Origin of the sequence: Levilactobacillus hammesii DSM 16381, assembly GCF_001434395.1 — a bacterium.
Taxonomy (GTDB): domain Bacteria; phylum Bacillota; class Bacilli; order Lactobacillales; family Lactobacillaceae; genus Levilactobacillus; species Levilactobacillus hammesii.
Map to the genome: position 1 here is coordinate 129845 of NZ_AZFS01000006.1, position 23181 is coordinate 153025.

16 protein-coding genes are annotated in these 23181 nt (G+C 50.4%); 8 read left to right on the top strand and 8 right to left on the bottom strand.

Annotation, left to right across the window (positions count from 1 at the left end; all coding sequences use genetic code 11):
* Window positions 1–103: 103 nt before the first annotated feature.
* Entirely contained in the window at window positions 104–994 is an 891-nt protein-coding gene (locus tag FD28_RS00735; RefSeq protein WP_057731560.1) for an NAD(P)H-binding protein, read from the bottom strand.
* Window positions 995–1112: 118 nt separating this feature from the next.
* Between FD28_RS00735 and FD28_RS00740 the strand changes: the two genes are divergently transcribed.
* A complete protein-coding gene (locus FD28_RS00740) occupies window positions 1113–1721 on the top strand; it encodes a TetR/AcrR family transcriptional regulator (RefSeq protein ID WP_057731563.1) in 609 nt (202 codons plus the stop codon).
* Between the two features lie 48 nt (window positions 1722–1769).
* Here FD28_RS00740 and FD28_RS00745 read toward each other — a convergent pair whose 3' ends face one another.
* The gene (locus FD28_RS00745) at window positions 1770–3080 is read right to left on the bottom strand and encodes an NCS2 family permease (protein WP_057731567.1); all 1311 of its coding nucleotides are present in this window, start codon (window positions 3078–3080) and stop codon (window positions 1770–1772) included.
* A 205-nt stretch (window positions 3081–3285) separates the two neighbouring features.
* The gene (locus tag FD28_RS00750; RefSeq protein ID WP_057731570.1) at window positions 3286–4269 is read right to left on the bottom strand and encodes an aldo/keto reductase; all 984 of its coding nucleotides are present in this window, start codon (window positions 4267–4269) and stop codon (window positions 3286–3288) included.
* A 167-nt stretch (window positions 4270–4436) separates the two neighbouring features.
* On the opposite strand from FD28_RS00750, the gene FD28_RS00755 reads away from it, so the two are divergent.
* From FD28_RS00755 to FD28_RS00765, 3 genes are all read left to right on the top strand, one after another.
* Window positions 4437–5039 carry an SDR family oxidoreductase gene (locus FD28_RS00755; protein WP_057731572.1) on the top strand — a complete coding sequence of 201 codons (603 nt, stop codon included), beginning with the start codon at window positions 4437–4439 and terminating at the stop codon, window positions 5037–5039.
* A 78-nt stretch (window positions 5040–5117) separates the two neighbouring features.
* Complete coding sequence (locus FD28_RS00760) at window positions 5118–5492, top strand: hypothetical protein (RefSeq protein WP_235806818.1); 375 nt, start codon at window positions 5118–5120, stop codon at window positions 5490–5492.
* A gap of 129 nt (window positions 5493–5621) precedes the next feature.
* Window positions 5622–6638, top strand: coding sequence for a polysaccharide deacetylase family protein (locus FD28_RS00765; RefSeq protein ID WP_057731574.1), 1017 nt, complete (start codon window positions 5622–5624; stop codon window positions 6636–6638).
* 51 nt (window positions 6639–6689) lie between these two features.
* Here FD28_RS00765 and FD28_RS00770 read toward each other — a convergent pair whose 3' ends face one another.
* Complete coding sequence (locus FD28_RS00770) at window positions 6690–7832, bottom strand: ArgE/DapE family deacylase (protein ID WP_057731619.1); 1143 nt, start codon at window positions 7830–7832, stop codon at window positions 6690–6692.
* A gap of 284 nt (window positions 7833–8116) precedes the next feature.
* On the opposite strand from FD28_RS00770, the gene FD28_RS00775 reads away from it, so the two are divergent.
* Window positions 8117–11749: a PD-(D/E)XK nuclease family protein gene (locus tag FD28_RS00775; protein ID WP_057731576.1), complete on the top strand. Its 3633-nt coding sequence runs from the start codon at window positions 8117–8119 to the stop codon at window positions 11747–11749.
* Window positions 11733–15560: a helicase-exonuclease AddAB subunit AddA gene (addA, locus tag FD28_RS00780; protein WP_057731578.1), complete on the top strand. Its 3828-nt coding sequence runs from the start codon at window positions 11733–11735 to the stop codon at window positions 15558–15560. Before FD28_RS00775 ends, addA begins: the two co-directional genes overlap by 17 nt.
* A gap of 58 nt (window positions 15561–15618) precedes the next feature.
* On the opposite strand, the gene FD28_RS00785 is transcribed toward addA, so the two are convergent.
* On the bottom strand, window positions 15619–15810 hold the full coding sequence (locus FD28_RS00785) for a hypothetical protein (RefSeq protein ID WP_057731581.1): 192 nt from the start codon (window positions 15808–15810) through the stop codon (window positions 15619–15621).
* 60 nt (window positions 15811–15870) lie between these two features.
* Window positions 15871–17040 (bottom strand): thiolase family protein, encoded by a 1170-nt coding sequence (locus FD28_RS00790; RefSeq protein WP_057731582.1) that lies wholly within the window; start codon window positions 17038–17040, stop codon window positions 15871–15873.
* A gap of 277 nt (window positions 17041–17317) precedes the next feature.
* On the opposite strand from FD28_RS00790, the gene FD28_RS00795 reads away from it, so the two are divergent.
* Window positions 17318–18283, top strand: coding sequence for a hypothetical protein (locus FD28_RS00795; protein ID WP_057731585.1), 966 nt, complete (start codon window positions 17318–17320; stop codon window positions 18281–18283).
* Window positions 18284–18340: 57 nt separating this feature from the next.
* On the opposite strand, the gene FD28_RS00800 is transcribed toward FD28_RS00795, so the two are convergent.
* Together FD28_RS00800 and lysS are read right to left on the bottom strand one after the other, a co-directional pair.
* On the bottom strand, window positions 18341–19852 hold the full coding sequence (locus FD28_RS00800) for a UDP-N-acetylmuramoyl-L-alanyl-D-glutamate--2,6-diaminopimelate ligase (protein WP_057731587.1): 1512 nt from the start codon (window positions 19850–19852) through the stop codon (window positions 18341–18343).
* Window positions 19853–19871: 19 nt separating this feature from the next.
* Window positions 19872–21383, bottom strand: a complete 1512-nt coding sequence (lysS, locus tag FD28_RS00805) for a lysine--tRNA ligase (protein WP_057731590.1) — start codon at window positions 21381–21383, stop codon at window positions 19872–19874.
* Window positions 21384–21642: 259 nt separating this feature from the next.
* Between lysS and FD28_RS00810 the strand changes: the two genes are divergently transcribed.
* Window positions 21643–22827 carry an MFS transporter gene (locus FD28_RS00810; RefSeq protein WP_057731593.1) on the top strand — a complete coding sequence of 395 codons (1185 nt, stop codon included), beginning with the start codon at window positions 21643–21645 and terminating at the stop codon, window positions 22825–22827.
* Window positions 22828–23181: the final 354 nt, after the last annotated feature.

Below are 23181 nucleotides of genomic sequence, written 5' to 3' on the forward strand. Positions count from 1 at the left end.
ACCCAGGTTATGATTCATTAAAAAAAGATGCCAATAGACTGGACAGTTGTGTCCGGTCTATTGGCATCTTTTTGAGGCTACAGGGTTACGCGTATCTATGGGATTAAGCTTGCTGGTAGGCGCGTGCAAAGCTAACGGCAAAATCAGTCAATTTCGTTGGGCCAAGAACGGGATGATGTGCTTGATAGTCTGCGTAAAAATTATGATCACGTTCATAGGCTAGCATTTTAACGTATTGGGTTGTAAAGTCTGCGGGCATCCCACTAGCAAGTAGATTCCGTGTCATTGTGTCATCGTCAATTTGAACGGCTTTGAGATCGGGAATATCTAAGGCGTCTCCTAAGATGGTCGCAATCTCAGTGTAGCTTTTTTCGTCACTGGCAATGTATTGATTGGTGATTCCGGATTGCGGTGTGGTTAAAGCCTTGGCAGCGATTGGGACGATATCGGTTGGCGAAACCCAAGATCCACGTTTGGTGAGACTGTTGTTGGTATAGATGGCGTGATCTTGCTTAATACTTGGCATACTACTAAAGAGGTTGTAAAACATACCGGTTGGTCGTAAGAAAGTGAGGTTAACCGAGGGGAGGTCGTGAGTGAGCACGTTTTCGATGACATTATAAATGTGGAGGGCCCCGACCTCAGGGCCCAGATTAGCACCTACACTGCTGAGATTGACAACGTTTTTGATATCAGCATTCTTCACAGCCTTGGCGTATGTGGCCGCTTGCTGCTGTCCGGCAGTAAATAGGTCACCGTTTCCACCTGTAGCATTGGTAATCATCAGGTAAACGGCGTCGGCACCGGAAAAGGTGGTTATGAGGAAAGATAAATCACTCATGCTCCCAATAGCGGGTGTTGCGCCGAGTGCGCTGATTTGGGCGGCACGTTGTGGATTATGACTAATGACAGTGACGTTATGGCCTGCAGCGATTAAGGATTCAGCAAGTGGTCGACTAATGTGGCCGAGTGAACCAGTTAAAACAATTTTCATTTAGAGGATCTTCTTTCATAAAATATAAGTCTATCTTTAATACATAATTATTATAAGAGATAGACTTATATTTTGTCAACTGGTAAACTTAAGAAAAAAGAACGAAGGGATCGTTAAAATGAAAATCAAAGATGCCCAAAAGCATGATCGCCTCTTACAAGCGGCAATTCACGTCCTAGCGACTGCGGGGTTGGCCGGATTTTCCACAACCAAAGTGGCTAAGCAGGCGGGAATTCCTCAGTCAAATCTTTATATTTACTTCAAGAACAAGCAGGACTTGTTATCGGCGGTATTCCAATTTGTGATTCATGAAGAGAGTGTGGCGGTGACTGATGCGCTGGATGAAACGACAGCGATTGTTGACCAACTGGTAGCTAGTATTCATACTATTTATCGTTATGCGTTGTCTCAGCCGGAATATGTTACGGTCGTTCAAACGTTGTTGGATGACGGCCAAATGAAGCGGAGCTTGCAGTTGAAGGCAGGGGATCAAGCGAATCAAAGGGTTCAGCAGCTGTTACGTGATGGTGTCGACCAACGGGTACTGCGGCCAATTAATCTCAACCTGCATCGATATTTTCTGACACGGCCCGTCTTTAACTTTGCTGCGGGTGTCCAGTCTGGGGTCTATCAGAATGGCGAGCAAGGACTGGCAACAGTGACGACCATGATTATGGCGGCGGTGTTATTGCCAACCGTTTATCAGTCATGGCTAGGCGGAAATTAAAAGACCGCTGACGGCACACATGAGGTGTCATCAGCGGTCTTATTTTAGTTAATCGGCGTTTAAGATCCAAAGGAAGAGGATGAAGACAACGGCAAGGCCGTACATCATGGGACCAACTTCCTTACCGCGCTTGGCGGCGATCATGGTTAGTGGATAGGTGATGAAACCAAGAGCAATCCCATCTGAGATACTGTAAGTCAGCGGCATTCCCAAGACAATCAAGAAGGCCGGTGCAGCGACTTCAAACTTTTCCCAGTGGATGTTCTTGAGGGATTGGGCCATGAGAACCCCCACAATAATCAATGCAGGCGCGGTGACTTGGTTTGTGACCACGGCCAGCAGTGGGGAGAAGAAGGCCCCTAGGATGAAGAGAATGGCGGTTACGATGGCGGTGAAACCGGAGCGGCCACCCACGGCAATTCCGGCGGAGGATTCAACGAAGGCGCCCATTGGGGAAGTTCCCAGTAAAGAACCGGCAACCATCGTCGTTGAATCGGCCATCAAGGCCTTCCCAATCCGGGGAATCTTGTTATTTTTAACGAGCCCGGCTTGTTCAGCTAAACCAACCAAGGTTCCGGTGGTGTCAAAGAAGGTAACTAACAGGAAGGTCAGCACGACCACGACCAATTGCAGGGAGTTGATGCTTCCAACGTGGGTTAACCCCACCATAAAGGTCGAACTGATGCTGGGAATCCCAGCAACGATGTGTGCGGGCATGGGAATTAATCCAGTAATCAATCCCAAAACGGAGTTGGCGACCATCCCAATGAAGATGGCACCAGGAACTTTAGCACTCATTAAGACCAAAGTTACCAACAGCCCGAAGATGGTTAACCACGTGCTCCCCACCTGTAGGGAACCCAAGGTCACGACCGTCGACTTGTCGGCGGCGACTAAGCCACCTTGGCTCAGGCCGATAAAGGCAATGAACAAACCAATTCCGGCACTAATGGCCATTTTCAGGTCACGCGGAATGGCATCAACGACCTTTTCGCGTAGCTTGAAGGCCGTTAGAATCATGAATAGAATCGAAGCAACGAACACGCCGGCTAGGGCCGTTTGCCAGGGAACTTTCATCCCAATGACCACGGAGTAAGCGAAGAAGGCGTTGATTCCCAGACTCGCAGAAATGGCGATCGGGTAGTTGGCTAGAATCCCCATAAGGGCACACCCGAAGGCGGAAGCAAAGGCCGTGGCGGTGAAGACCGCCCCCTGACTAATGCCGGAAGCTCCTAAGACCTGGGGGTTCACGAACAGAATGTAAGCCATGGACACGAAGGTCGTGATTCCGGCTAAAATTTCTGTCTTGTAATTGGTACCTAATTCCTCAAACTGAAAAAACTTGGCAATTCTCTGCATCTTATGCGCTCCCTTAAAACATAGTAGAATACGAACGTTTTTATGTATCGTTCGTATTTTTCTCTCAAATCACTACTAAAAGAGCTTAACATTAATTTCAAATGAATGCAATCACGAATTAGAAAATAATTTATAAAAATAAAGTTCGTAAATAAAAGAAGCCCCACGCTAGGCAGGACTTCTTAGAACTCATTTTTAATGCGGGTTATTCAGGATCGGCTAGGGATTTACCATTAGCGTCCACTTTAAACTCAGCAAAGGCGGTATCGATGGCCTGATATTCGGCGTCACTGAGCGTCACGTCAAGTGCTTGGGCGTTAGCCTCGACCTGACTGGCGCGTTTGGCACCGGGGATGACGACACTGATAAGGGGATTTTGCATATACCAGGCTAAGATGGTCTGGGCAACCGTGGCCTGATGAGCGGCCGCAATGGGGGTCACCTGAGCAATGGCCTTTAGGGCCCGACCGTAGCGCGGTTCTTGAAAGTCGCTGATCTGGCTGCGAATGTCGTCGGCAGGGAAGGTCACATCGCGATCGTACTTGCCCGTTAACAGGCCGGAAGCCAGTGGAAAATACGGCACAAAGCTGATTTGATGATCCTTTAAGTACGGCATCAGATCGGCTTCGTGGTCGCGGTGAAGCAGGCTAAACTCATCTTCTACGACGTCGACGTAACCGTCTGCGTTGGCTTCTTTGACCTGATCCAGACTGAAGTTGGAGACACCAATGGCCCGAATCTTTCCTTGTTCACGCAGCCGTTGAAGTGCACCAACGGCTTCCGCCTTAGGGGTTCGTTTATCGGGGAAGTGAATGTAGTAAATATCAAGATAGTCCGTGTTTAGGCGTTTTAGGCTCGCGTCGACCTGTTGCGTCAGGAAGGCAGGATCGTTATTAATGACCTGCTCGCCGGTGGAGAAGTCTTGCGCGCCCTTGGTTGCCAGCACAAAGCTATGGCGATCAAAGTCATGCATGGCTTGGCCCACCAATTCTTCAGAATGACCCAAACCGTAAACGAAGGCGGTGTCTAGCAGCCGAATGCCTTGGTTTAAGCCAGCCTTGACCAGATTTATGCCGTCCGCGTCCTTGAGATTAGGAAAGAGGTTATACCCCCCAACCGCGTTCGTTCCCAGGCCAAGTGGGGTGGCTTGAACATCAGTCTTACCAATCGTTACCATATCGTGTGTCATCATTTACCTCCTAAAGTTAGGTACTGAAATCGGATACAATCTTAGCTTCATTATACCTAATTTTATAGGAAGCGGAATCATTTCAGTCTTAAATTTTTGACGTAAATTACCAGTGAGCGGGTCCTTTCTGGTACACTGGGAGGCGAAGGAAAAGGAGCGAAATGAACATGACAACTTACTTAATTATCGGTGCCAATGCGGTGGGCCAGAGCGTGGCACGGCAACTCGTTGCTCAGAATATGGGAACGGTACGGCTCCTCCATGATAAAGCTGAGACCTTACCAGCCGATCTGGCGGATTCAGTCACCGAGTTCACGGGTGATCTCACGCAAGAGACAACCTATCAAGAGGTGTTGCAGGATCAGCCAACTGTCTTTTCAGCGCTCACGGGGATGGATGTTGACCTCGCCTTTGAAGCGCTCTTTGATGCGCAATATCACCAGCAGTTGCCATTGACGCGTTTCGTCATGTTGAGTACGGCTGGCGTGGATAACGAAGTGACGGGCGACTTAGACTTTACGGGCATTGTGGACGTCAAAGAGTATCTCAATCAGCAACGATATGCGGCAAAATTGGTGGATGAGGCCGAGTTCCCTTATACCATCTTGCGTCCCGTTACGCTGACGACCGCCCCAGCAACGGCACCCCAGATCATTGCTGAGGGGGCAGCTGTGCCAGCTGGGCATGTTTCACGTGAAACAGTTGCGACGGTGGCAACGTCCATTCTGATTAAGGGTGGCTATGACTATCAATCGTTAGCGATTTGCTAAATCTTTCGCAAAGTTTGGTGTTTCACCCTAAATTAATGTCTGTTTCGGACAATAGTTTGTTAAAATAGGGGCAGTGGGGTGAAGTCATTGGCATTAAATATAGACGATCAGCAATTACAGGCGATTCGGGAACGGATGAGCGAAGCCAATCAACGGGCCCATTTTGTTATTTTTCAATCCGTTGAAAGACAGACGGGTAAGATGCTGCGGTTGATTACGGATATTGATAGCTTTCGGGCAATTCAAGAACAACATGCCATGGATTCTGATATGGTGATCATCCAAGACATCGTGCCTATTTCTGATGCGTTGGCACGTTGGGCCGTTGCCGAAAATATGGCGGCGCAACAGGCAAATGATGAGTCCGTATTAGCTGACCTGGAATACTATACCAACGAAGTTTTGAAGGAAAATAAGCAGGCCGTTAATCCCCCGGATGACGACGAAGAGTAGATAACTTAACGTTCGCGTTAGGTTATTTTTTTATTGCTGAATTTGTAAGGCGTTTCGGGATAAATTTGGGAGAGTAACTGGTAGAATTAAGGTAGTTTTAGGGGAGCAATTTTTGAGGAGGGATGATTTATGCAATCAGGAAGATGGCGTCAGGTTGGTTTAGTTGTCGCAGTATTGGCATTGGTCCTAGGAATGGGTGGGTTACCTGCCCAGGCTAAGACGACCAACAAGACGGTTACGTTCGGTCAATTGACCAACAAGAATACGCATCGGTTGGCGGCTATTCGCCAAGCCGCGCGCCAACAAATTTTGAAGCAGACGCACGCCAAGGGAAGTAAGGTGGCAGCGGTCTACAAGGTGAAGTTACCTAAACATATGACCAAGAAGGCAACGCTGACGCCCAAGGGGTTGCGCATGAATTTACTTAGCAACTCGTTTAAGGTTAAGCAGATCACCATTCCCTATACGCAATTGAAGGGCAAGGTTCTGAATCGTTACCTGCCTAAGGCTAATCGGACCAAGGCCGTGAAGACCAACAAAATGGTTGCGTTGACCTTTGATGATGGGCCGGATAAGACGTTGACCCCACGCTTACTCAAGACGTTGAAGAAGTACAAGGTTCATGCCACCTTCTTTGAGACGGGGCAAAATGTGAGCCGTAATCCTAAGATTGCACGAGCCGTTCTAGCAGGGGGTAACGAGATTGGCAACCATTCTTGGAATCATCCTGACTTTAACAGCATTGGCACGGCCAAGACGGTCAGCCAAATTACCCGAACGAACCGTGCGATCTATCAGGCTACGGGGATTTTGCCACAATACGTTCGGCCACCGTACGGTAATATTACGGCAGCGGAAGGTCGAGCCATTGAGCAACCGATCGTGCGTTGGTCAGTGGATTCACGCGACTGGGCTTATCTGAATAAGACGAAAGATATTAACGAAGTGATGAAGGATACCCGCGGTGGTGATATCATCCTGATGCACGACATTCATTCGCAATCAGTTGCCGCAGCACCTACGATTATTAAGCGATTGAAGGCAAAGGGTTACAAACTAGTGACGGTTAGTCAACTCTTGAATCATCAGGCCTTACCAGGACTCCAGTACTTTGGCGCCCATGATTACCGAACGGCTGGTAAATAAACGATAAAAAACGATTGATTCCACGAGTTATCGCAGAACCAATCGTTTTCTTTAGGCCAAAAATGCCTGGGCAAGTTGCTGATAGACGTGTTGTACGTGGATAAATTGATCGAGATCCACGAATTCATTGGTCGCATGTGCTTCGTTCCATTCGCCAGCCCCGTAGACAATGACAGGGAAGTCATTGCTGGACTTGGTGAATTCGGAAGCGTCCGTTGCACCGTGGATGACCTGTAACTGGGTCTCCCGGTCGAATTCCTTATCGGCAATCCGTTTGGTTAACTGCACCAACGGCGAATCTTGCTGGCTGATGATCGGCTTGAAACTGTAATCAACGTGCAGCGTCAGGTCTTCGTCCTTTTCCGTGTTGAGACGGTCCACGATTTCGTTTAAACGCTTGATGACAGCGGCGTTATCGAATTCGGGGATAGGCCGAATATTGCCTTGCAGTTCAGCCTTGGCGGGGATACTGTTTACCTGCTCACCACCGTTGAAGACCGTGACGCTATGTACCAGTGGTCCAAGTTCGGGACTCACAGGCGCGTCGTCAAAGGCCGTGGCTTCCGCCGTGATGTACTTGGCTAGGTTGGTGACGGCGTTGATTCCCTTTTCTGGCATTGAACTGTGCGCACCCAGTCCTTGAGAGTAGACGTGATAATTGAGCGAGCCATTGTGGGCGTAGACGATATTACCACCGGTGGGTTCACCGATCACCATGGCACTGAGGTCGTCTGCCAGTCCCTGTTCAGTTAACATCCGTGACCCCATCGCCCCGTTTTCTTCGCCAACGGTGCCGATAAAGCGAAGGCGTCCGTTTAACGTGCCCTGTTGGTCGGCCAGGTTGAGAAGGGTAATCACCATTCCGGCCAGGCCGCTCTTCATGTCGGCACTGCCGCGGCCATAAAGACGGTTGCCTTCGATGTGGGCGGCAAAGGGATCCCACTGCCAGTCGGCGGTATCGCCGGTCGCCACGGTATCCAGGTGACCAGACAAAGAGAAGACTTTGTCGCTGGTAGGGTCACCAATTTCAGCGACCAGGTTACTGCGCCCTTCGGCGTAAGGGATCTGTTTGGCGGTGATGCCGTGAGCGGTAAAGAGCTGTTGGATGTAGTCAGCTACGGCAGCTTCATTACCATTGACGGAATTAATCTGAATCAAATGTTGAAGAATCTGAATTTTTTCACTATCTTCCATAATGGACATAACCCGCTTTCTCATCATTCTTTAATGTTATATCTAAGTGTAGCACGTGTGCTCTCGGTTGGCGACTAATCTGTGGGAAGCCCCGGGATACAACAAAATTTATGGCAAACATACGTTCGCTTTCGGCTGACTTTATGCTAAAATATAATCAAGTGACGAGGAGAAAATAATTTGTTGCCGGAAGTTTTCAGATCAGAAAATTCGGACAAATTGTGTCGCTTTGCTAGTTTATAATTGAGAAGTAACCAAGCGATTAATAATAAGGAGGTTGGCAGATGAGTTTACAATTTATTCTGGGCAGCGCGGGACGCGATCATCGTACCCCCATGGTGACGGCGATGGCCCACCAGCTGACGACGCAGCCTACAGATCAGTGCTACTACCTGGTTCCCAACCATATTAAGTTTGAGACCGAAGTGGATGTTCTTGCGGCTTTAAAGAAGCAGATTGCGCCAGATCAAGCCCTGTTTGCGCAGACCCAGGTTCAAGTCTTTTCGTTTACGCGGTTGGCGTGGTTCTTCATGAAAAATGAACCCGTCTATCAGCTTCCACGGATCTCCACGGCCGGTCTAAACATGTTAATCTATCAAATTGTGCAGAGCCACGCCGATGAACTGACCGTTTTTCGGGGAGAAGTGGATCGACCGGGGTTTGTCAGCCAATTGACCACTCAGCTGGCCGAGCTTAAGGTGGGACAGGTCACGGCGGCGGATCTGATGACGGCAATTTCGGAAATGACCACGACCAATGCGGACCTACAAGCCAAACTGCATGATTTGATGATTATTTACGATGCTTTTGAGCAACAAATGATGGGGAAATACGTCGAAAATACGGATCTGTTAAATCAATTGGCGGATTTTTTAACGCGCAAAATAGACTTAAGTCACGCACACTTTTACTTAGAAGGCTTCTCTCAGCTGAGCGCCCAGGAACGCAAACTCACGGCGGCCCTAATTGAACGGGCGGCTAGTGTAACGGTTGCGCTCAATTTGGACAAGGGCTATCCCCAGAGTGCGCCGGACGCAACCAACTTATTCTTTCAATCCGGGAAGCTCTATCATCAGTTATACAGTATTGCGCGGGCAGCCTCTGTGCCAGTTATCACCGATCAGCGGGCGCAGGAACCGCGTGTTGCGGCTGATTTGCTGGCGCTGGACGAGTTTTGGCAAGCTTCCAGTTCAATGACGCCCCAACCCCAAGCGGCCCAACAAGTGCCAACCCATATTCAGGTGGTTCAGGCCAGTAATCGCTATGTCGAAGTTTCTAGGGTGGCCACGCAGATTCGACAGCTGGTCGCGAGTGGGCAGTATCGCTACCAGGACTTTTTGGTGATGGCCCGCCACTTGGACCACTACCAAACGGTGATCGATCCGATTTTTAAGGCGCAGGAGATCCCTTACTTTGATGATGCGGATGTCCAGATGGCAGATCATCCCTTTGTTGAGCTGATTAACGCACTCTTTGATGTGAGTCGGCGGAATTTCCGCTATGCGGATGTGTTCCGCGTGCTGAAGTCAGAGCTGCTGTTACCACGAGATGACGACGGGCAGCCGATGGCGCTCCCGGCATATCGACAAGCACTAGCGTTGACCGAAAACTTCGTCTTGAAGAACGGCTTTGAGAGTCAAAATTGGTGGACACAAAAGGAAGACTGGGTTTACCTGCGATTTGCCGCCGAAGACGATGAAGTTCAGACGTCACGTAACGATCGGGTCAGCGCACAGATCAATTTGATCCGCCACTTCGTTAAGGATACCTTGCCTCCGTTCTTTGCACGGATGAAGGCCGCTAAGACTTATACGGATGCGGCAACGGTACTGTATCAATTCTTAGAAAACGCAGGTGTGAGTGAACGCCTCATGGCTTGGCGGGATCAAGCCATTGCGGCCGGGGATCTCATGCGGGCGGGTCAACCGGAACAGACGTGGGCCACATTCTGTCAGATGTTGGACGAGTGTCACAGCATTCTGGGCCCCTTACCCTTTAAACAGCAGGATTTCCAAGCACTCTTGCAGTCGGGCTTTGCCGGCGCTAAGTTTAGTCAGATTCCCTCTACATTGGACCAAGTCACCATTACGGAAAGCGGAATCGTTCAGGCAAATAATCGCAAAGTGACCTTTTTAATGGGGGCGACCGCCGATGACATGCCAGATGATCAGATTCCAACCGGACTGTTGGCAGATAACGATCGGCGAGACTTGAGTGAACAGCTACAGGCAGTCGATGAGGATAGCTATTTGCGGGATGATGCGGCGACCCAGCTGGCTGGGGAACCTTACCTGAATTACTTAGCCTTTTTGAGTGGCAGTGAACGTTTGATTTTCAGCTATCCGGCAACGAGTGACGATGCTCGTAACGGCCTACAAATTTCGCCGTACGTGGAACGAATTCGGCAGTATTTTAAGCTCCCTGTGATTACGGCAGCGACGACGCCAACGGCTGAAATGACGGCTATTTTACCATTCATCGGAACGCGGCGGAGTACATTGCGTCACTTGGTTCAGGCCGGTCATGATGGGCAGTTGCGCGGGGTTACCCTGTCGCAACCGTGGTCGTACATTTGGCGAACACTACGCCAAGATGGGAATTACGGTGAGTTGACCGCCAAGCTAATGGGAAGTTTGGCCTATAAGAACGTGCCAACGAAATTAACGAACGATACGGTCATTCAGCTCTATGGGCAGAAGATCAACACCTCGATTTCAAAATTAGAGGAGTACTATGCCAATCCGTATGCTTATTTCCTGAAATATGGCTTACGACTACAGGAACGAGACGTCTTCGACTTGTCGCCGGCCAGCACCGGTGAATTCTTCCACGCCACGATGGAGGGCTTGATGAATCAGGTCAAGGACGAACACCTCGATTTGGCTGACTTCGATGACCAGCAGCTGCGTGAAATGACGGACGATGCGATTAAGAAGGTTTTAGACACGACGGTCAATCCACAGTTTGCCATTTTGGAACGGTCCGCGCGGATGCGCTATATTCGTGCCCAACTGATCAAAACGATGCGTCAGATGGCTAAAACCATGCGGGAGCAGAGTAGTCGAACCAAGTTGCGGCCCAAACAAATGGAAGTTAAATTTGGCCTCGGAGATCCCAACGGGTTAGCCCCGTTGTCATTTGATCTGGGAAATCAGCACAAGGTGACGGTCCGTGGTCGGATCGATCGTCTGGATGCCTTACAGGTGGATGCGCAGGATGGGGCCAAGGGCAAAACCTATCTGGGAATCGTGGATTATAAGAGTTCAGAGCATAAGTTCAGTTATCAAGAGGCTTACTATGGACAGGCCATGCAAATGCTGACCTACTTGGATGCGGTTAAGAAGAATCTTCCCGAGTTGTTGGCGGGTTCAGAGGCTGATGTCCAACGGGCCGAATTGGCGGGAGCCGTCTATCTGCACCTGCAGAATCCAATCTTACGGGCAACCGATGTGTTGGACGAAGATCCAATGCTAGCCCTATTGAAGGCAGAACAGTACCAAGGCTTATTGCTGGATGATCCAGACTTACTCGCCAACCTTGATTCGTTGTTTGACTCACCAGACTTCCACGGAAATTCACTTCTCTTCCGGGGATTGTACCGGGGAGTTAAGGGCAATTACACCTCATATGGCAAGATGTTAGTGAAACCGGATGAACTGGATCTGCTGTTACAGCATACGGAGGGCTTAATTAAGCGGGCTGCCAATGAAATTTTTGATGGTCGGGTTGATCTGGCACCGACACGTGAGCAGAGTAAAACGGCGCTCCAGTATTCACCGTACAAATCGATTATGCAGTTTGATCCCTTGTTGACGGAGAATAACTACCGGGATCTACAGCCCCTCAAACGGGACGATGTCATGAAGAGAATCAAGGAAGAATTGGAAAAGGGGGACGCTAATGAGCGCGAAATTTAGTTTTACGCCAAGTCAGGATCAAGCCATTCATGATGCCGGTAATAATCTATTGGTGTCGGCCTCGGCCGGTTCTGGGAAGACCCGTGTCCTCGTTCAGCGGGTGATCGAGAAGCTAAAGGCGGGAACAGGCATTGATGAAGTCCTGATTGTGACCTTCACCAAGGCAGCGGCCGCCGAAATGCGTGATCGTATTCAGACCGCGTTGCGGCAAGAACTCGCGAACAGTCAAGGTGATAGTGCGCAACAGAGGTTCTATTTACGCCAATTGAATCAGCTGCCAGTCGCCGATATTAGTACGCTCGATGCCTTTTGTTTGCGCATCCTGCAGCATTACTACTACGTCATTGACTTTGACCCCGTCTTTCGGCTCCTGGCTGATGAGACGGAGAATGCCCTCTTGCGGGATGAGGTTTGGGCCGATGTTCGAGAGGAACTGTATGCCGATGGCGAACAGGCACCAGCAAAGGATCAACTCCTGGCCACCGGAACCCCCAGTCTATTCGCCCAGTTGACGGAGAACTTTTCGGGCGACCGTGGCGATGATGGTTTAGCGGAACTGGTGCAACGGACGAATACGTTTGCTAATGCGACCGCTGATCCGGAGGCATGGTTGGATGGGCTGACAGTTCCCTATCAATTGGATGGTGATCAGTTAACGGCAACCACGTTCTATCATGATAAATTACAGCCACTATTGACGGAACAAGTGACGCAGGTGAAGGCCGATTTGACCAGTGCCCAGCAATTGGCCGATCAAGCCAATTTAACCAAGCAATCTGACCACTTACGGCCACTGATTAGCAGTTTAGAAGAAATCTTAGGCCTAGTGGACCATGGCAGTTGGAATGCGCTTAGAGCGGCCGTGAACAACTTTAGCTGGGGGAAGATGCCGACGATTTATCAGAAAAATAAGGTAGATTTTCCCGTTTATAATCAGTTAAAGACCACGTATTATGACCCGGCACGTAAAGAGCTCGAATCCCTGAAGAAGAATTACCTGGTGCAGTCGGAGGAACGGGCCCTGACTACGATTAAGGCAGCTGGTCAATTGGTTGGAGAATTGGCCCGAGTCGTTAAGGTCTTTCGGCACGCCTATATGGCTGAGAAGCAACGGCGGCACGTGCTTGACTTTGCCGATGTGGAACACGCGGCCCTAAAGATTTTAACGCAGGATACCGATCAGTCGCGGCAAGTCGCGGCCCAGCTCCGGCAACAATATGCGGAAATCATGGTCGATGAGTATCAGGATACCAACGGTCTACAGGAAGCGATTTTGACGGCGATTGTCAAACCAGCCCCGGCCGGGAACTTGTTTATGGTGGGGGATGTTAAGCAGTCTATCTACCGCTTCCGGCAAGCAGATCCCACGCTCTTTATGGACAAGACGGATCGCTATACCACCGACCCGCAGTCGGGTAGTCTGATTGTGTTGGCCGAAAACTTCCGCTCCATGAAAAATGTGGATGATTTTACCAACTTGATTTTTAAGCAGCTGATGGATCGCCAGTTGGGTGAGATCGACTATACGGGTGCGGCGCAGTTGAAGTTCGGTGCGACGTATTATCCCGATGAGGTCACCAGTACGGCTGAATTGTTGGTCTATTTGACGGATGAGCAGGCGGATGCTGGCGCTGACGATGATCAGGAAGCCATGAATGAGAAGTTTCAGGTGGATAACAAGCACCAGGGAGAAGTCTTGGTTGCCGGTCAGAAGATCCAGGAACTGATTGCGGCAAAGACGCCCATCTATGATCGGGATGCCCGGGAAGTACGGGCGATGCAATACAAGGATATTACCTTGCTGACACCTACGCGAACGAACAACCTGATTATTACCGATGAACTCCGCCGGTTAGGTATTCCGGTGGTCGTTAATGACGCGCAGAGCTATTTCAAAACAACCGAAATTCAGATCATGATGGCGTTATTAAAAGTCATCGATAATCCGTATCAGGACATTCCGTTAGCGGCCGTTCTGCGCTCACCAATCGTGGGGCTTGATGAAAACCAGTTGGCCGCCTTGCGGATCAATCAACGGACCGGGGACTACTACCAGGCCCTGCTGCATTTCCAACAAAGTTATCCGGCCCAGAATGCCAGTGATTTCCAGCAGGAGCTTTATGAAAAGATCGGGCATTTTCTTGAACAACTCGACACTTTCCGGGATATTGCCCGTCAAAATCAGCTGGTCACCTTGATCTGGCGAATCTATCAGGACACGGGATTCTTGGACTATGTAGGAGGGATGCCCGCTGGTGAACAGCGGCAGGCCAACCTACATGCTTTATATGAACGTGCGCAGGGCTACGAACACAGTAGTTTTAAGGGCCTGTTTCAATTTGTACGTTTTGTGGAGCGCCTCCAGGAACGGGATGATGATTTGGCCGGTGCACCGGTTCAATCGGCCGAAGATGCCGTATCCGTCATGACCATTCACGGGAGCAAGGGACTGGAATTCCCCGTCGTCTTCATCATGGATGCGTCACGTAAATTCAATCGACAGGACCAACAAGGCAATTACGTGATGAGTGGCCGCCAGGGCATTGGGATCGACTACCTGGATACGGATAGCCGGGTCAAGGCCCCCAGTCTGCAGAAGATGGTGACGGCGCAAGCCATTTCACGGGCCAGTCTCGCTGAGGAAATGCGGAAGCTCTACGTCGCGTTGACGCGGGCAGAATCGCAGGTTTACATCGTAGGTTCCCATACGACGAAGGAAAAGGCCTTGAGCACCTGGCAACAAGCCTTCCAGAGTCCCAATCTGGTCTTAAATGCGACCTTGCGGGAGAAAACAACGGCGGCAAATTACCTGGATTGGATTGGGATGTGTCTGGTTCGAGACGCCAAGTTCAAGGTGGATGATCAACCGGTAGACACCGCATTGTCCGCGTTGGCGGGTGATCCGGCTAACTTCAGCGTGCGCTTCGTGAAGGCCGCTGACTTGGGCTCCTTAACGACGGCCCAGTCAACGACAGACGATTGGATTGCCGCCAATGAGCCGCAAGCAACTACTGATGCTACCGAGACACCTACAGATATTGACGTGGATACGATTCATCAGATCATGGACTTTAGTTATCCACATCAGGCCGCAACCCAGACGACGGCCTACCAATCGGTTTCGGAGGCCAAACGGCTTTTCGAGGATCCGGACAATGCTACCCTGGGTGAGTATCAACCCGTGGGCAATGGCCAACGTGGTCACCGATTCGTCACCCATGACTTTGCACGCCCAGCATTTCTGCAGACGGTGCGGGCACCACTCCCAACTGAAATTGGGACCGCGACGCATTTGGTCCTGCAGCAGTTAGATGTGACCGTGCCGCCTACGTTGGAATCGATTCAAGCCGTGATTGATCGGCTGGTTGCCGATCAGGTGCTGACACTGGCGGTGGCACAACAGGTGCGTGCCGACCTCATCTTGCAATTCTTTACCACGCCAGTCGGCGAGCAGATTCTGGCGCATCCCGATCAGCTACATCGTGAGGTGCCATTCTCGTTGTTGATGCCGGCAAAGAGCCTGTTCCAGGACTTTAAGGAAGCCGACTCGCAAGTGCTGGTCCATGGGATCGTGGATGGTTATTTGCAGACGGCAGAGGGAATTACCCTGTTTGATTACAAGACGGATCACGTTAATGTGGACGCTGTTGAACAGAGTACCGCCAAAATCATCGACCGCTATAGTGGTCAGGTGAACTTGTACGCCGCTGCCCTGCAACAGATGACGGGGCAACCGGTTCTGGCGCAGTATCTGTATCTGTTAACCACGGGGAGTCTTGTGGTGGTTCCGAAAAAAACATTACAGGTCTAGTAAAAAAGCACCACTGCAACGACCAAGAGCCATTGCGGTGGTGCTTTTTACAAACATTTTAGTGATGAATCAGGAGTAGTGAAATTAGGGCGAAGACCAAAACAATCATGACCGCAATCACCCCAACGAGGCGGCGATTAAAGTGGTGATCGAGATGGTAAACGTAGCCTAGAACACCGGCCAGGGCCAGCAGACCAACTACTGCTAGAATAATTAATTTGAGTTTGACGTCGAAATCCGTAGTTAACATGGCGCGCTTCCTTTTTCTGAGTCGTTGTCGTCATTATACCAGAAGGAGCCATAGTCGCGACTAATCGCGCTCAATCAACAGGGCAATGCCCATGCCCCCGCCAATGCACATGGCGGCTAGGCCGCGATGCAGGTCGCTGTGAATTAGCTCATGTAGCAGGGTGACCACGATCCGCGTGCCGGATGCCCCCAGCGGATGGCCCAGGGCAATACTCCCACCGTTGACATTGAGTCGCTCACTAGGTAATTTGAGATCCCGGGCCACGGCAACGGATTGGGCAGCGAAGGCCTCGTTAACTTCAAACCGATCGATATCGTCCACGCGCAGATGGTGTTGATCCAGGACATCCTGAATGGCATAGACGGGCGCGTAACCCATAATGTCAGGGTCAATACCATTCTCATGATAACCGGTTAAGGTGGCTAAGTAGGGGATGTTAGCGGCTTGGGCAGCCGACTTCCGCATCAGAACCATGGCGGCGGCACCGTCATTCAGTCCAGCGGCATTTCCGGCCGTGACGGTCCCATCCTCGCGAAAGGCAGGTGGTAGGGCCGCTAATTTTGCCAGTGAAGTGTTGGCCCGAACGGCCTCATCCTGAGTGACAAGGTCATCACCCACGGGGACCGGGACGATTTCGTCATTGAAGCGGTAATGTTCCTGCGCCTGAACGGCCTTTTGTTGGGAGGCGAGGGCGAAAGCATCCTGGGCCTCACGGCTGACGTTAAAACGTTCGGCCACGTTTTCCGCGGTAATTCCCATGGGAATGTTGGTAAAAGCATCGGTCAGGCCGTCTCGCGTCAGGCTGTCTGTCAGGGTGACGTCACCGAATTTATGGCCCCAACGTGATTGATTGTTTAGGTAAGGGGCCTGGCTCATGCTTTCCGTGCCACCGACTAAAACGGCATCGGCGTCGCCCATTAAAATGGCCGCTTGTCCCAACCGGATGGCCTTGAGACTAGAACCGCAGACCTGATTGATGGTCATTGCCGTACTGGTTTCTGGCAGGCCGACGTTAAGTTCAATCTGACGAGCCACATTCTGGCCGAGTCCAGCCTGGAGGACCGTCCCAAAGATCGTTTGCTGAATCATGGCGGGATCAAGACCGCTGCGCGTGACGGCAGCCTGCGCGGCGATACTGCCCAAGGTCACCGCAGAGACTGACCGAAAGCCGCGGCCAAATTTACCGATAGGGGTGCGCGCGGCACTAACAATTACAACTTCTTCTGCCATGTCAATTCGTTCTCCTTTTTTCCGATAAGTATCCGAACCCTTAATATAACCGACTTTATGAAATTTGTCTTGGTTTTAGACGCGGTAAGCGTGAGATTTCGGCTTTTCTTAAGGAAATAAGGGCGGTAATGACCAACGTCATGATCAACTCGCGGCTTCGTATTCGTTCGTGATTCGGCATAGCTGCCAATCTAAGTCTTGCGATCGTATTTTCCATTCTGGCGGTCATCGCTTATAATGGGAGTTGGAATTCAAGACAGATAGGGGAATTGTAGTTATGGAAGAATCTAAAGCAACAGCCGAACTAATGACGCCCACGGAGTTCTTGACCCCGGCGCATTTAGGACGGTTATCCGCCAATCAGCAGAAGTATGCCCAGGATATCTTAAATGATGTGGCGCAGGCACGGCAATCCGTTGAACTGGGCGTGGGCGCCTGGTCCGCCCAACAAGTGGTAGGGGCGTTAGCGGCCTTACCCACACTGGTTGATCGGCCCCACGTGTACTACGTGGCCGTGGTTCCCGTATTAACGGCCTACTTTAAGGCACAGGCAGCTCCAAATTTGGCTGAGTTGTTAGCCGCACTCAAACAGGCCCGGCCGGCGCTAGTCGAAAAGCATGCGGAAACCGATGATGCCCAACAGGCCTATGAAGGTGTGGTGGCATTGGTTGAAACGTGGCTACAAGACATGGGAACGCAGCCGGAAGTGACCAATTTAAATGCGCAAGACCGGCAATACTTTGTGACGATCGTTCACACCACGGCCGAGTTGATGATTACGGGGAAGCAGCGACAGCCCGCCGATTGGGATGCTGAGGCGATTTCGTCCATCATGTTTGGTCCGTTCACCCATCTCTTGGATGAAAAGGATCGGGTGCCGGCCCTCTTTAATCTGGTACCTTTTGCATTGACGACGCTGTTTAGTTACCTAGAGACCCAACATCAGCTAAAGCAGGGGGATCAGTTGTTGGAATGGGTGGCGAAGAATCACACCGCCTTGGTCACCATGTACAATCCCAAGCTGGAGAACTTCTATGAAGAACTCGCTTCCGCCATGCGCCGTGCCGGTATCGATGCCAACGATTACGCGGCCGTTGATGCCTTTACGCAGGACTATTTGAACGCGCATCCCGCAGCCGGTCGATCACTCTTTACCACGGATCAGCAGTTGACAAAGAAACGGCCAGCCAAGCACTTAAAATACAGTCAAAAACGGCGCAAGAATCGTCGTAAGAAACGCTAAGAATAAGTCAAAAGGACGTCCCAGACAATAACTGTCTGAGACGTCCTTTTGTATCACCTAAGCTTCAAGTTCGTCGATGACTTCCTGAGCAACGACTGGATCGGTTGCATAGGGCGTGTCGATGCCGTTGATCTTTTGGTAAGCATCTTGGCCCTTGCCGGCGAGAATCACGAGGTCATGATTCGTCGCGGTGGCAATGGCCTGGTGAATGGCGTCTTCCCGTTGGGGGATTAACGTCGTTTGCACCTTGGTGTGGTCGATATAACTATCGATTTCCTTGGCAATGGCGATGGGGTCTTCGTGTCCCGGATCGTCAGTGGTCAGGAAGGCCACGTTAGCGTAATCATTGAGCGCCTTGGCAAAGCCTTCGCGGCGGTCCTCACCCTTATCGCCGGTGCTTCCCAAGACCACCTTGATTTGGTGATCTGGGAATTGGGCGTGTAGGAAGTGCAGGAGCGCGTTCATGCTGCCCCAGTCATGGGCGTAGTCAATGTAGACCGTGCCGTGCCGCTGCGTCGTCAACACTTCCATCCGACCAGGAATCGTGGTGTTGGCGAGACCCGTCTGCATGTCGGTCACGTGAGCGCCGGCGAGTAGACTGGCTAGAATGGCAGCCGTCGCGTTACTCTGGTTGAAGTCGCCAGGCACGGAAACGTTGTACGTGGCTGCCAGAGGCGCTAACCGATCATCGTCACGGTTAACGGTCAGACTGAACTGACTGTCGGTTAACGTGGCGGCATCACTGGTTAGCGAGACGGTTGCTTGGGGCTGATCGACACCATAAGTGAAAATGTGGTCGGGTGCCGTGGAAACCTTAGCTGCTGCCAGAACTTCGTCAAAATGGTCGGTATCTGCGTCAATGATGCAGTTGTCCGAGTTCAACATCAACTGTAATTTGCAGAAGAGGTAGTTGGCGAAGTTGGGGTGTTCGTTGACGCCGATATGGTCCGGCGAGATATTTAGGAACAACCCGACATTGAATCTAAGGCCGTAAACCCGGTCTAGCAAGTAAGCCTGTGAGGCCACTTCCATGACCAGGACCTTCTGACCGTTGTCCACCGCCTGCCGCATTTCACGGAAGATATCGAATGATTCCGCCGTGGTGAGGTGGGCTTTGAACTGATCTTCGGGCTTGGGTCCCAAGATGTGATTGATCGTTGAGAACATCGCGACCTGTTTAGGGAAGGTCTGTTCAAGAATGTTGCGGGTGAAATACGTGGACGTCGTCTTGCCCTTGGTCCCGGTATAACCGATGACGAAGAGGTCATTTTGCGGGAAGCCGAAGTACAGCTGAGCTGCTAACGACAGCGCCTTGCGAACGTCGGTAACGAAGATGCCGGGCGTGACCAGGTTGTAGTCCTTTTCAGCGAGGTAACAGGTTGCCCCGTTGGCAATGGCTTGATGCAGGTAGTCCACGGAAAAATTAAATCCTTTGCAAACAAAGAGGCTATTCGCGCTAACTTTGCGGGAGTCATAGGCTAACCCATCAAAGGTGGCATCGTCAGATAGCGTTGTTCCTTGATACAGGTTGTGTTCTTGGAGAAGCGCAATCAACTGGTTTACTCTCATGCAATTGCCTCTTTTCGGATTAGTCGTTTGGCCGCATGGTTGGGAAGAGCATCACATCGCGAATGGATGCGGAGTCGGTCAGTAACATCGTCATCCGATCGATCCCGATTCCCAGACCACCAGTAGGCGGCATACCGTATTCCATTGCTTCGATGTAGTCGGAGTCGATCCCATGTGCTTCTTCGTTTCCGGCTGCCCGTTCGGTATCCTGGGCTTCGAACCGTTGCTTTTGGTCGATTGGGTCGTTTAATTCAGTAAAGGCGTTCCCGAATTCATCACCATTGATGTAGAGCTCAAACCGGTCGGTAAACCGAGGGTCCTTAGGGTTCTTCTTAGCTAATGGTGAGATTTCAACGGGGTGACCGTAGATGAACGTTGGGTTGATCAGGTTGTCTTGAACCTTTTCTTCGAAGATGGCGTTGATGATGTGGCCGACCTTCCAGTAAGGTTCGCAGTGAATGCCATTTTCTTCGGCAATCTTCCGTGCATCTTCGTCTGACATTGGTTGCCAGAAATCAATTCCGGTAGCGTCTTTCACGGCGTCAACCATGTGAACTCGCTTGAAGTCGCTGTCCAGGTCAATGTCCTTACCTTGGTAAGTCAGCTTGCCGGAACCGTTAACCTTGTTGGCCACGTAGCGGAAGATGTTTTCCGTTAAGTCCATGACGTCGGTGTAGTCAGCGTAAGCCGTGTAGACTTCAACCATGTTGAATTCAGGGTTATGCCGTAAGTCGGTCCCTTCGTTCCGGAAGTCCTTGCCCAGTTCGTAGACCTTTTCCATACCACCCACGATCAGGCGCTTCAGGTAAAGTTCCGTAGCAATCCGCAGGTACAAAGGAATGTCGAAGGCGTTAGAGTGGGTCACGAATGGCCGTGCTTCAGCTCCCCCAGCTTCCGTTTGTAGGACAGGCGTGTCAACTTCAAGATAGCCTTCGCCATCTAAGTATTCACGGATGGCCTTCTTGATTTGGGTCACCTTGATAAAGCGATCGAAGCTATCGTGGTTAGAGATCAAGTCCAGGTATCGTTGACGGTAGATGGTTTCAGGGTTCGTCAGACCATGGTACTTGTCTGGCAGTGGCCGTAAAGCCTTGGATAAGAATTCAAAGTCAGTGAAACGTAAGGTTAAGGCACCGGTATTGGTCTTGATGACGTAACCCTTGGCACCGATAAAGTCACCCAAGTCAAGCGTCTTGTAGAGGGCGTACTTGTCTTCACCCAGTTCGTCTTGACGGGCGTAACCCTGGACAACACCAGTTCTGTCGAGCAAATCGATGAAGCCGGCCTTGCCACTGCCACGCTTACCGGTAATCCGACCCGCAACAGCAACATAATGTTTGTCTTCCATCAACTCTTCTTTGTCGTACTTATCGTATTTTTCAGTGAGTGACTGACTGTCGTCAGTTCTATCGAAGCGGTGACCGAAAGGCGCGATGCCCTGTTCTTGTAGCTTGTTCATTTTATCCCGACGAACCTGCATCTGATCATTCAGATCGGTCGGTGCGGCATTATTATTTTTGCTGTTACCCATGTTGTGTCCTCCTATTAAGTATTGATTCAAAAAAATGTCATGAATCCAGACCTCCTTTAAATTTAGTTGATTTTCAGTCAATAAGCAAGCCCAATCGCCCGTTAAATAAGGAAAAACCAGAAATGCTCAGGTCAAGTTGGGCCTGGGACGGAAATGAAAACGGTTTAATATAAAATGGTTTATTTTTTCGGGGCAGGGGTGGTTTCGGACCCCCGGGGAAACATGATAGACTGATGGGTATTGCAGGGAGGGATTTAGAATGTGGAAGCTTGTTCGTTCTTTATGGCCATTACTGGTGTTAGGGTTGTTGGTCAACACAGCCTACAGCGTGATGTGGCCATTGACGACCATTTATCTTCATAATAATTTAAAACTGAGCCTAGTCGTTAGTGGCCTGATTCTAGCGATATATTCTGGATTTAACGTGTTAGGTGGCTATCTCGGTGGGGTTCTAACGGATCGGTTTCGGGCGAAACGGGTGGGATTATGCCTACTGGGTGGTCTGGTGGTGGATGCCGTTGCGGGATTCTTTTGGAACGGACGGTTAGCCTATCCGGTGGTTCTGATTGTCTTTGGTCTATTGACCGGTGGCATGCTAACGCTGATCACGGCTATGGCCGCGCAACTGAGTCAGGGGAGCGGCCGGGTATTTAATGTGTTATATATCTTCATTAACTTGGGCCTTGTGGTTGGGACGGCCAGCATTGGCGTCCTCTTTCAACACAGTCTGCAACCCATTTTCTTTCTATTAATAGTCTGTTATGTCTTGGCTACCGGATTGTGGGTAAAATACGCCGATCGGTTAATTCGCCCGGCACGAAAAACGACAGCCAATTCAACTGCCACTCAGGGGCGTGCCAAGCGGCGGCCGCTGGGAGTGCTACAGATTGGGTTAGTACTGATGAGCTTGACCTTGATGTGGTTGACCTATGCCCAATGGATGAGTAACGTGTCGGTTTATATTCAAAATCAGGGATTCAGCATTCGCCTTTACAGCCATTTGTGGGTGTACAACGGGATCTTGCTGATTGTCGTACAGTCTTTGATGACTAAAGTCAGTCGTATCAAGACGTTGCCGGCGCAAATCATTCTGGGATTGGGGGCCATTGGTTGCTCGTTTCTTCTATTAAGTAGTACAACGGGTGTGTTGGCTTTGTTCTTAGCGATGACGTTACTGACGTTGGGCGAGGCGATCTATGTGCCAGGGGTTCCCGCATTGATCAATGCCTACACAATTGGTAATGAAGGCAAGTATCAGGGCTTAGTCAATGCCTTCTCCTCATTGGGGAAAGCGGTTGGCCCAGTTATGGGTGGACTGATTATTGGGACTTCACAGGATTTTTCTGTCTTATTTTTAGTGTGTGCGTTGGTCAATGGGGTGGTAGTTGTCGCTCTAATGGCGAGTGTGCTGCCGGCTTTGCGAAAAGCGGACGAACCATTATAGATACCTAGACAGGAAACACACGGTCTACCCGTATCAAAATGTCGGTTTTGATACATGCCATTCGGCTTTGAAAAAAAGCCGTTTTTTATTTGCTTTTTCCATTGACGGCGGGCTTCTCGCTTGGTATAGTTATATCCGTTGTCATGTGAGTCAGCAAGCCTAGACCAATTTAAAAGATTGAAATTACTTGTTGACAGATGATTAGATGACATGATATAGTGGTTAAGTTGTCGCATTTAAGACAGCCAATCAGCGAGAAACGTTGTTAAATCAAACTTCTTGTTGACATCAAATCAGTAACATGATATGATAATTAAGCTGATTACTTCGGTAATCACTTAGGTAGACCTTTGA

Coding starts and splice junctions, on each gene's coding strand:
- FD28_RS00735 (WP_057731560.1), bottom strand. CDS start 994: ATGAAAATTGTTTTAACTGGTTCACTCGGCCACATTAGTCGACCACTT.
- FD28_RS00740 (WP_057731563.1), top strand. CDS start 1,113: ATGAAAATCAAAGATGCCCAAAAGCATGATCGCCTCTTACAAGCGGCA.
- FD28_RS00745 (WP_057731567.1), bottom strand. CDS start 3,080: ATGCAGAGAATTGCCAAGTTTTTTCAGTTTGAGGAATTAGGTACCAAT.
- FD28_RS00750 (WP_057731570.1), bottom strand. CDS start 4,269: ATGACACACGATATGGTAACGATTGGTAAGACTGATGTTCAAGCCACC.
- FD28_RS00755 (WP_057731572.1), top strand. CDS start 4,437: ATGACAACTTACTTAATTATCGGTGCCAATGCGGTGGGCCAGAGCGTG.
- FD28_RS00765 (WP_057731574.1), top strand. CDS start 5,622: ATGCAATCAGGAAGATGGCGTCAGGTTGGTTTAGTTGTCGCAGTATTG.
- FD28_RS00770 (WP_057731619.1), bottom strand. CDS start 7,832: ATGGAAGATAGTGAAAAAATTCAGATTCTTCAACATTTGATTCAGATT.
- FD28_RS00775 (WP_057731576.1), top strand. CDS start 8,117: ATGAGTTTACAATTTATTCTGGGCAGCGCGGGACGCGATCATCGTACC.
- addA (WP_057731578.1), top strand. CDS start 11,733: ATGAGCGCGAAATTTAGTTTTACGCCAAGTCAGGATCAAGCCATTCAT.
- FD28_RS00785 (WP_057731581.1), bottom strand. CDS start 15,810: ATGTTAACTACGGATTTCGACGTCAAACTCAAATTAATTATTCTAGCA.
- FD28_RS00790 (WP_057731582.1), bottom strand. CDS start 17,040: ATGGCAGAAGAAGTTGTAATTGTTAGTGCCGCGCGCACCCCTATCGGT.
- FD28_RS00795 (WP_057731585.1), top strand. CDS start 17,318: ATGGAAGAATCTAAAGCAACAGCCGAACTAATGACGCCCACGGAGTTC.
- FD28_RS00800 (WP_057731587.1), bottom strand. CDS start 19,852: ATGAGAGTAAACCAGTTGATTGCGCTTCTCCAAGAACACAACCTGTAT.
- lysS (WP_057731590.1), bottom strand. CDS start 21,383: ATGGGTAACAGCAAAAATAATAATGCCGCACCGACCGATCTGAATGAT.
- FD28_RS00810 (WP_057731593.1), top strand. CDS start 21,643: ATGTGGAAGCTTGTTCGTTCTTTATGGCCATTACTGGTGTTAGGGTTG.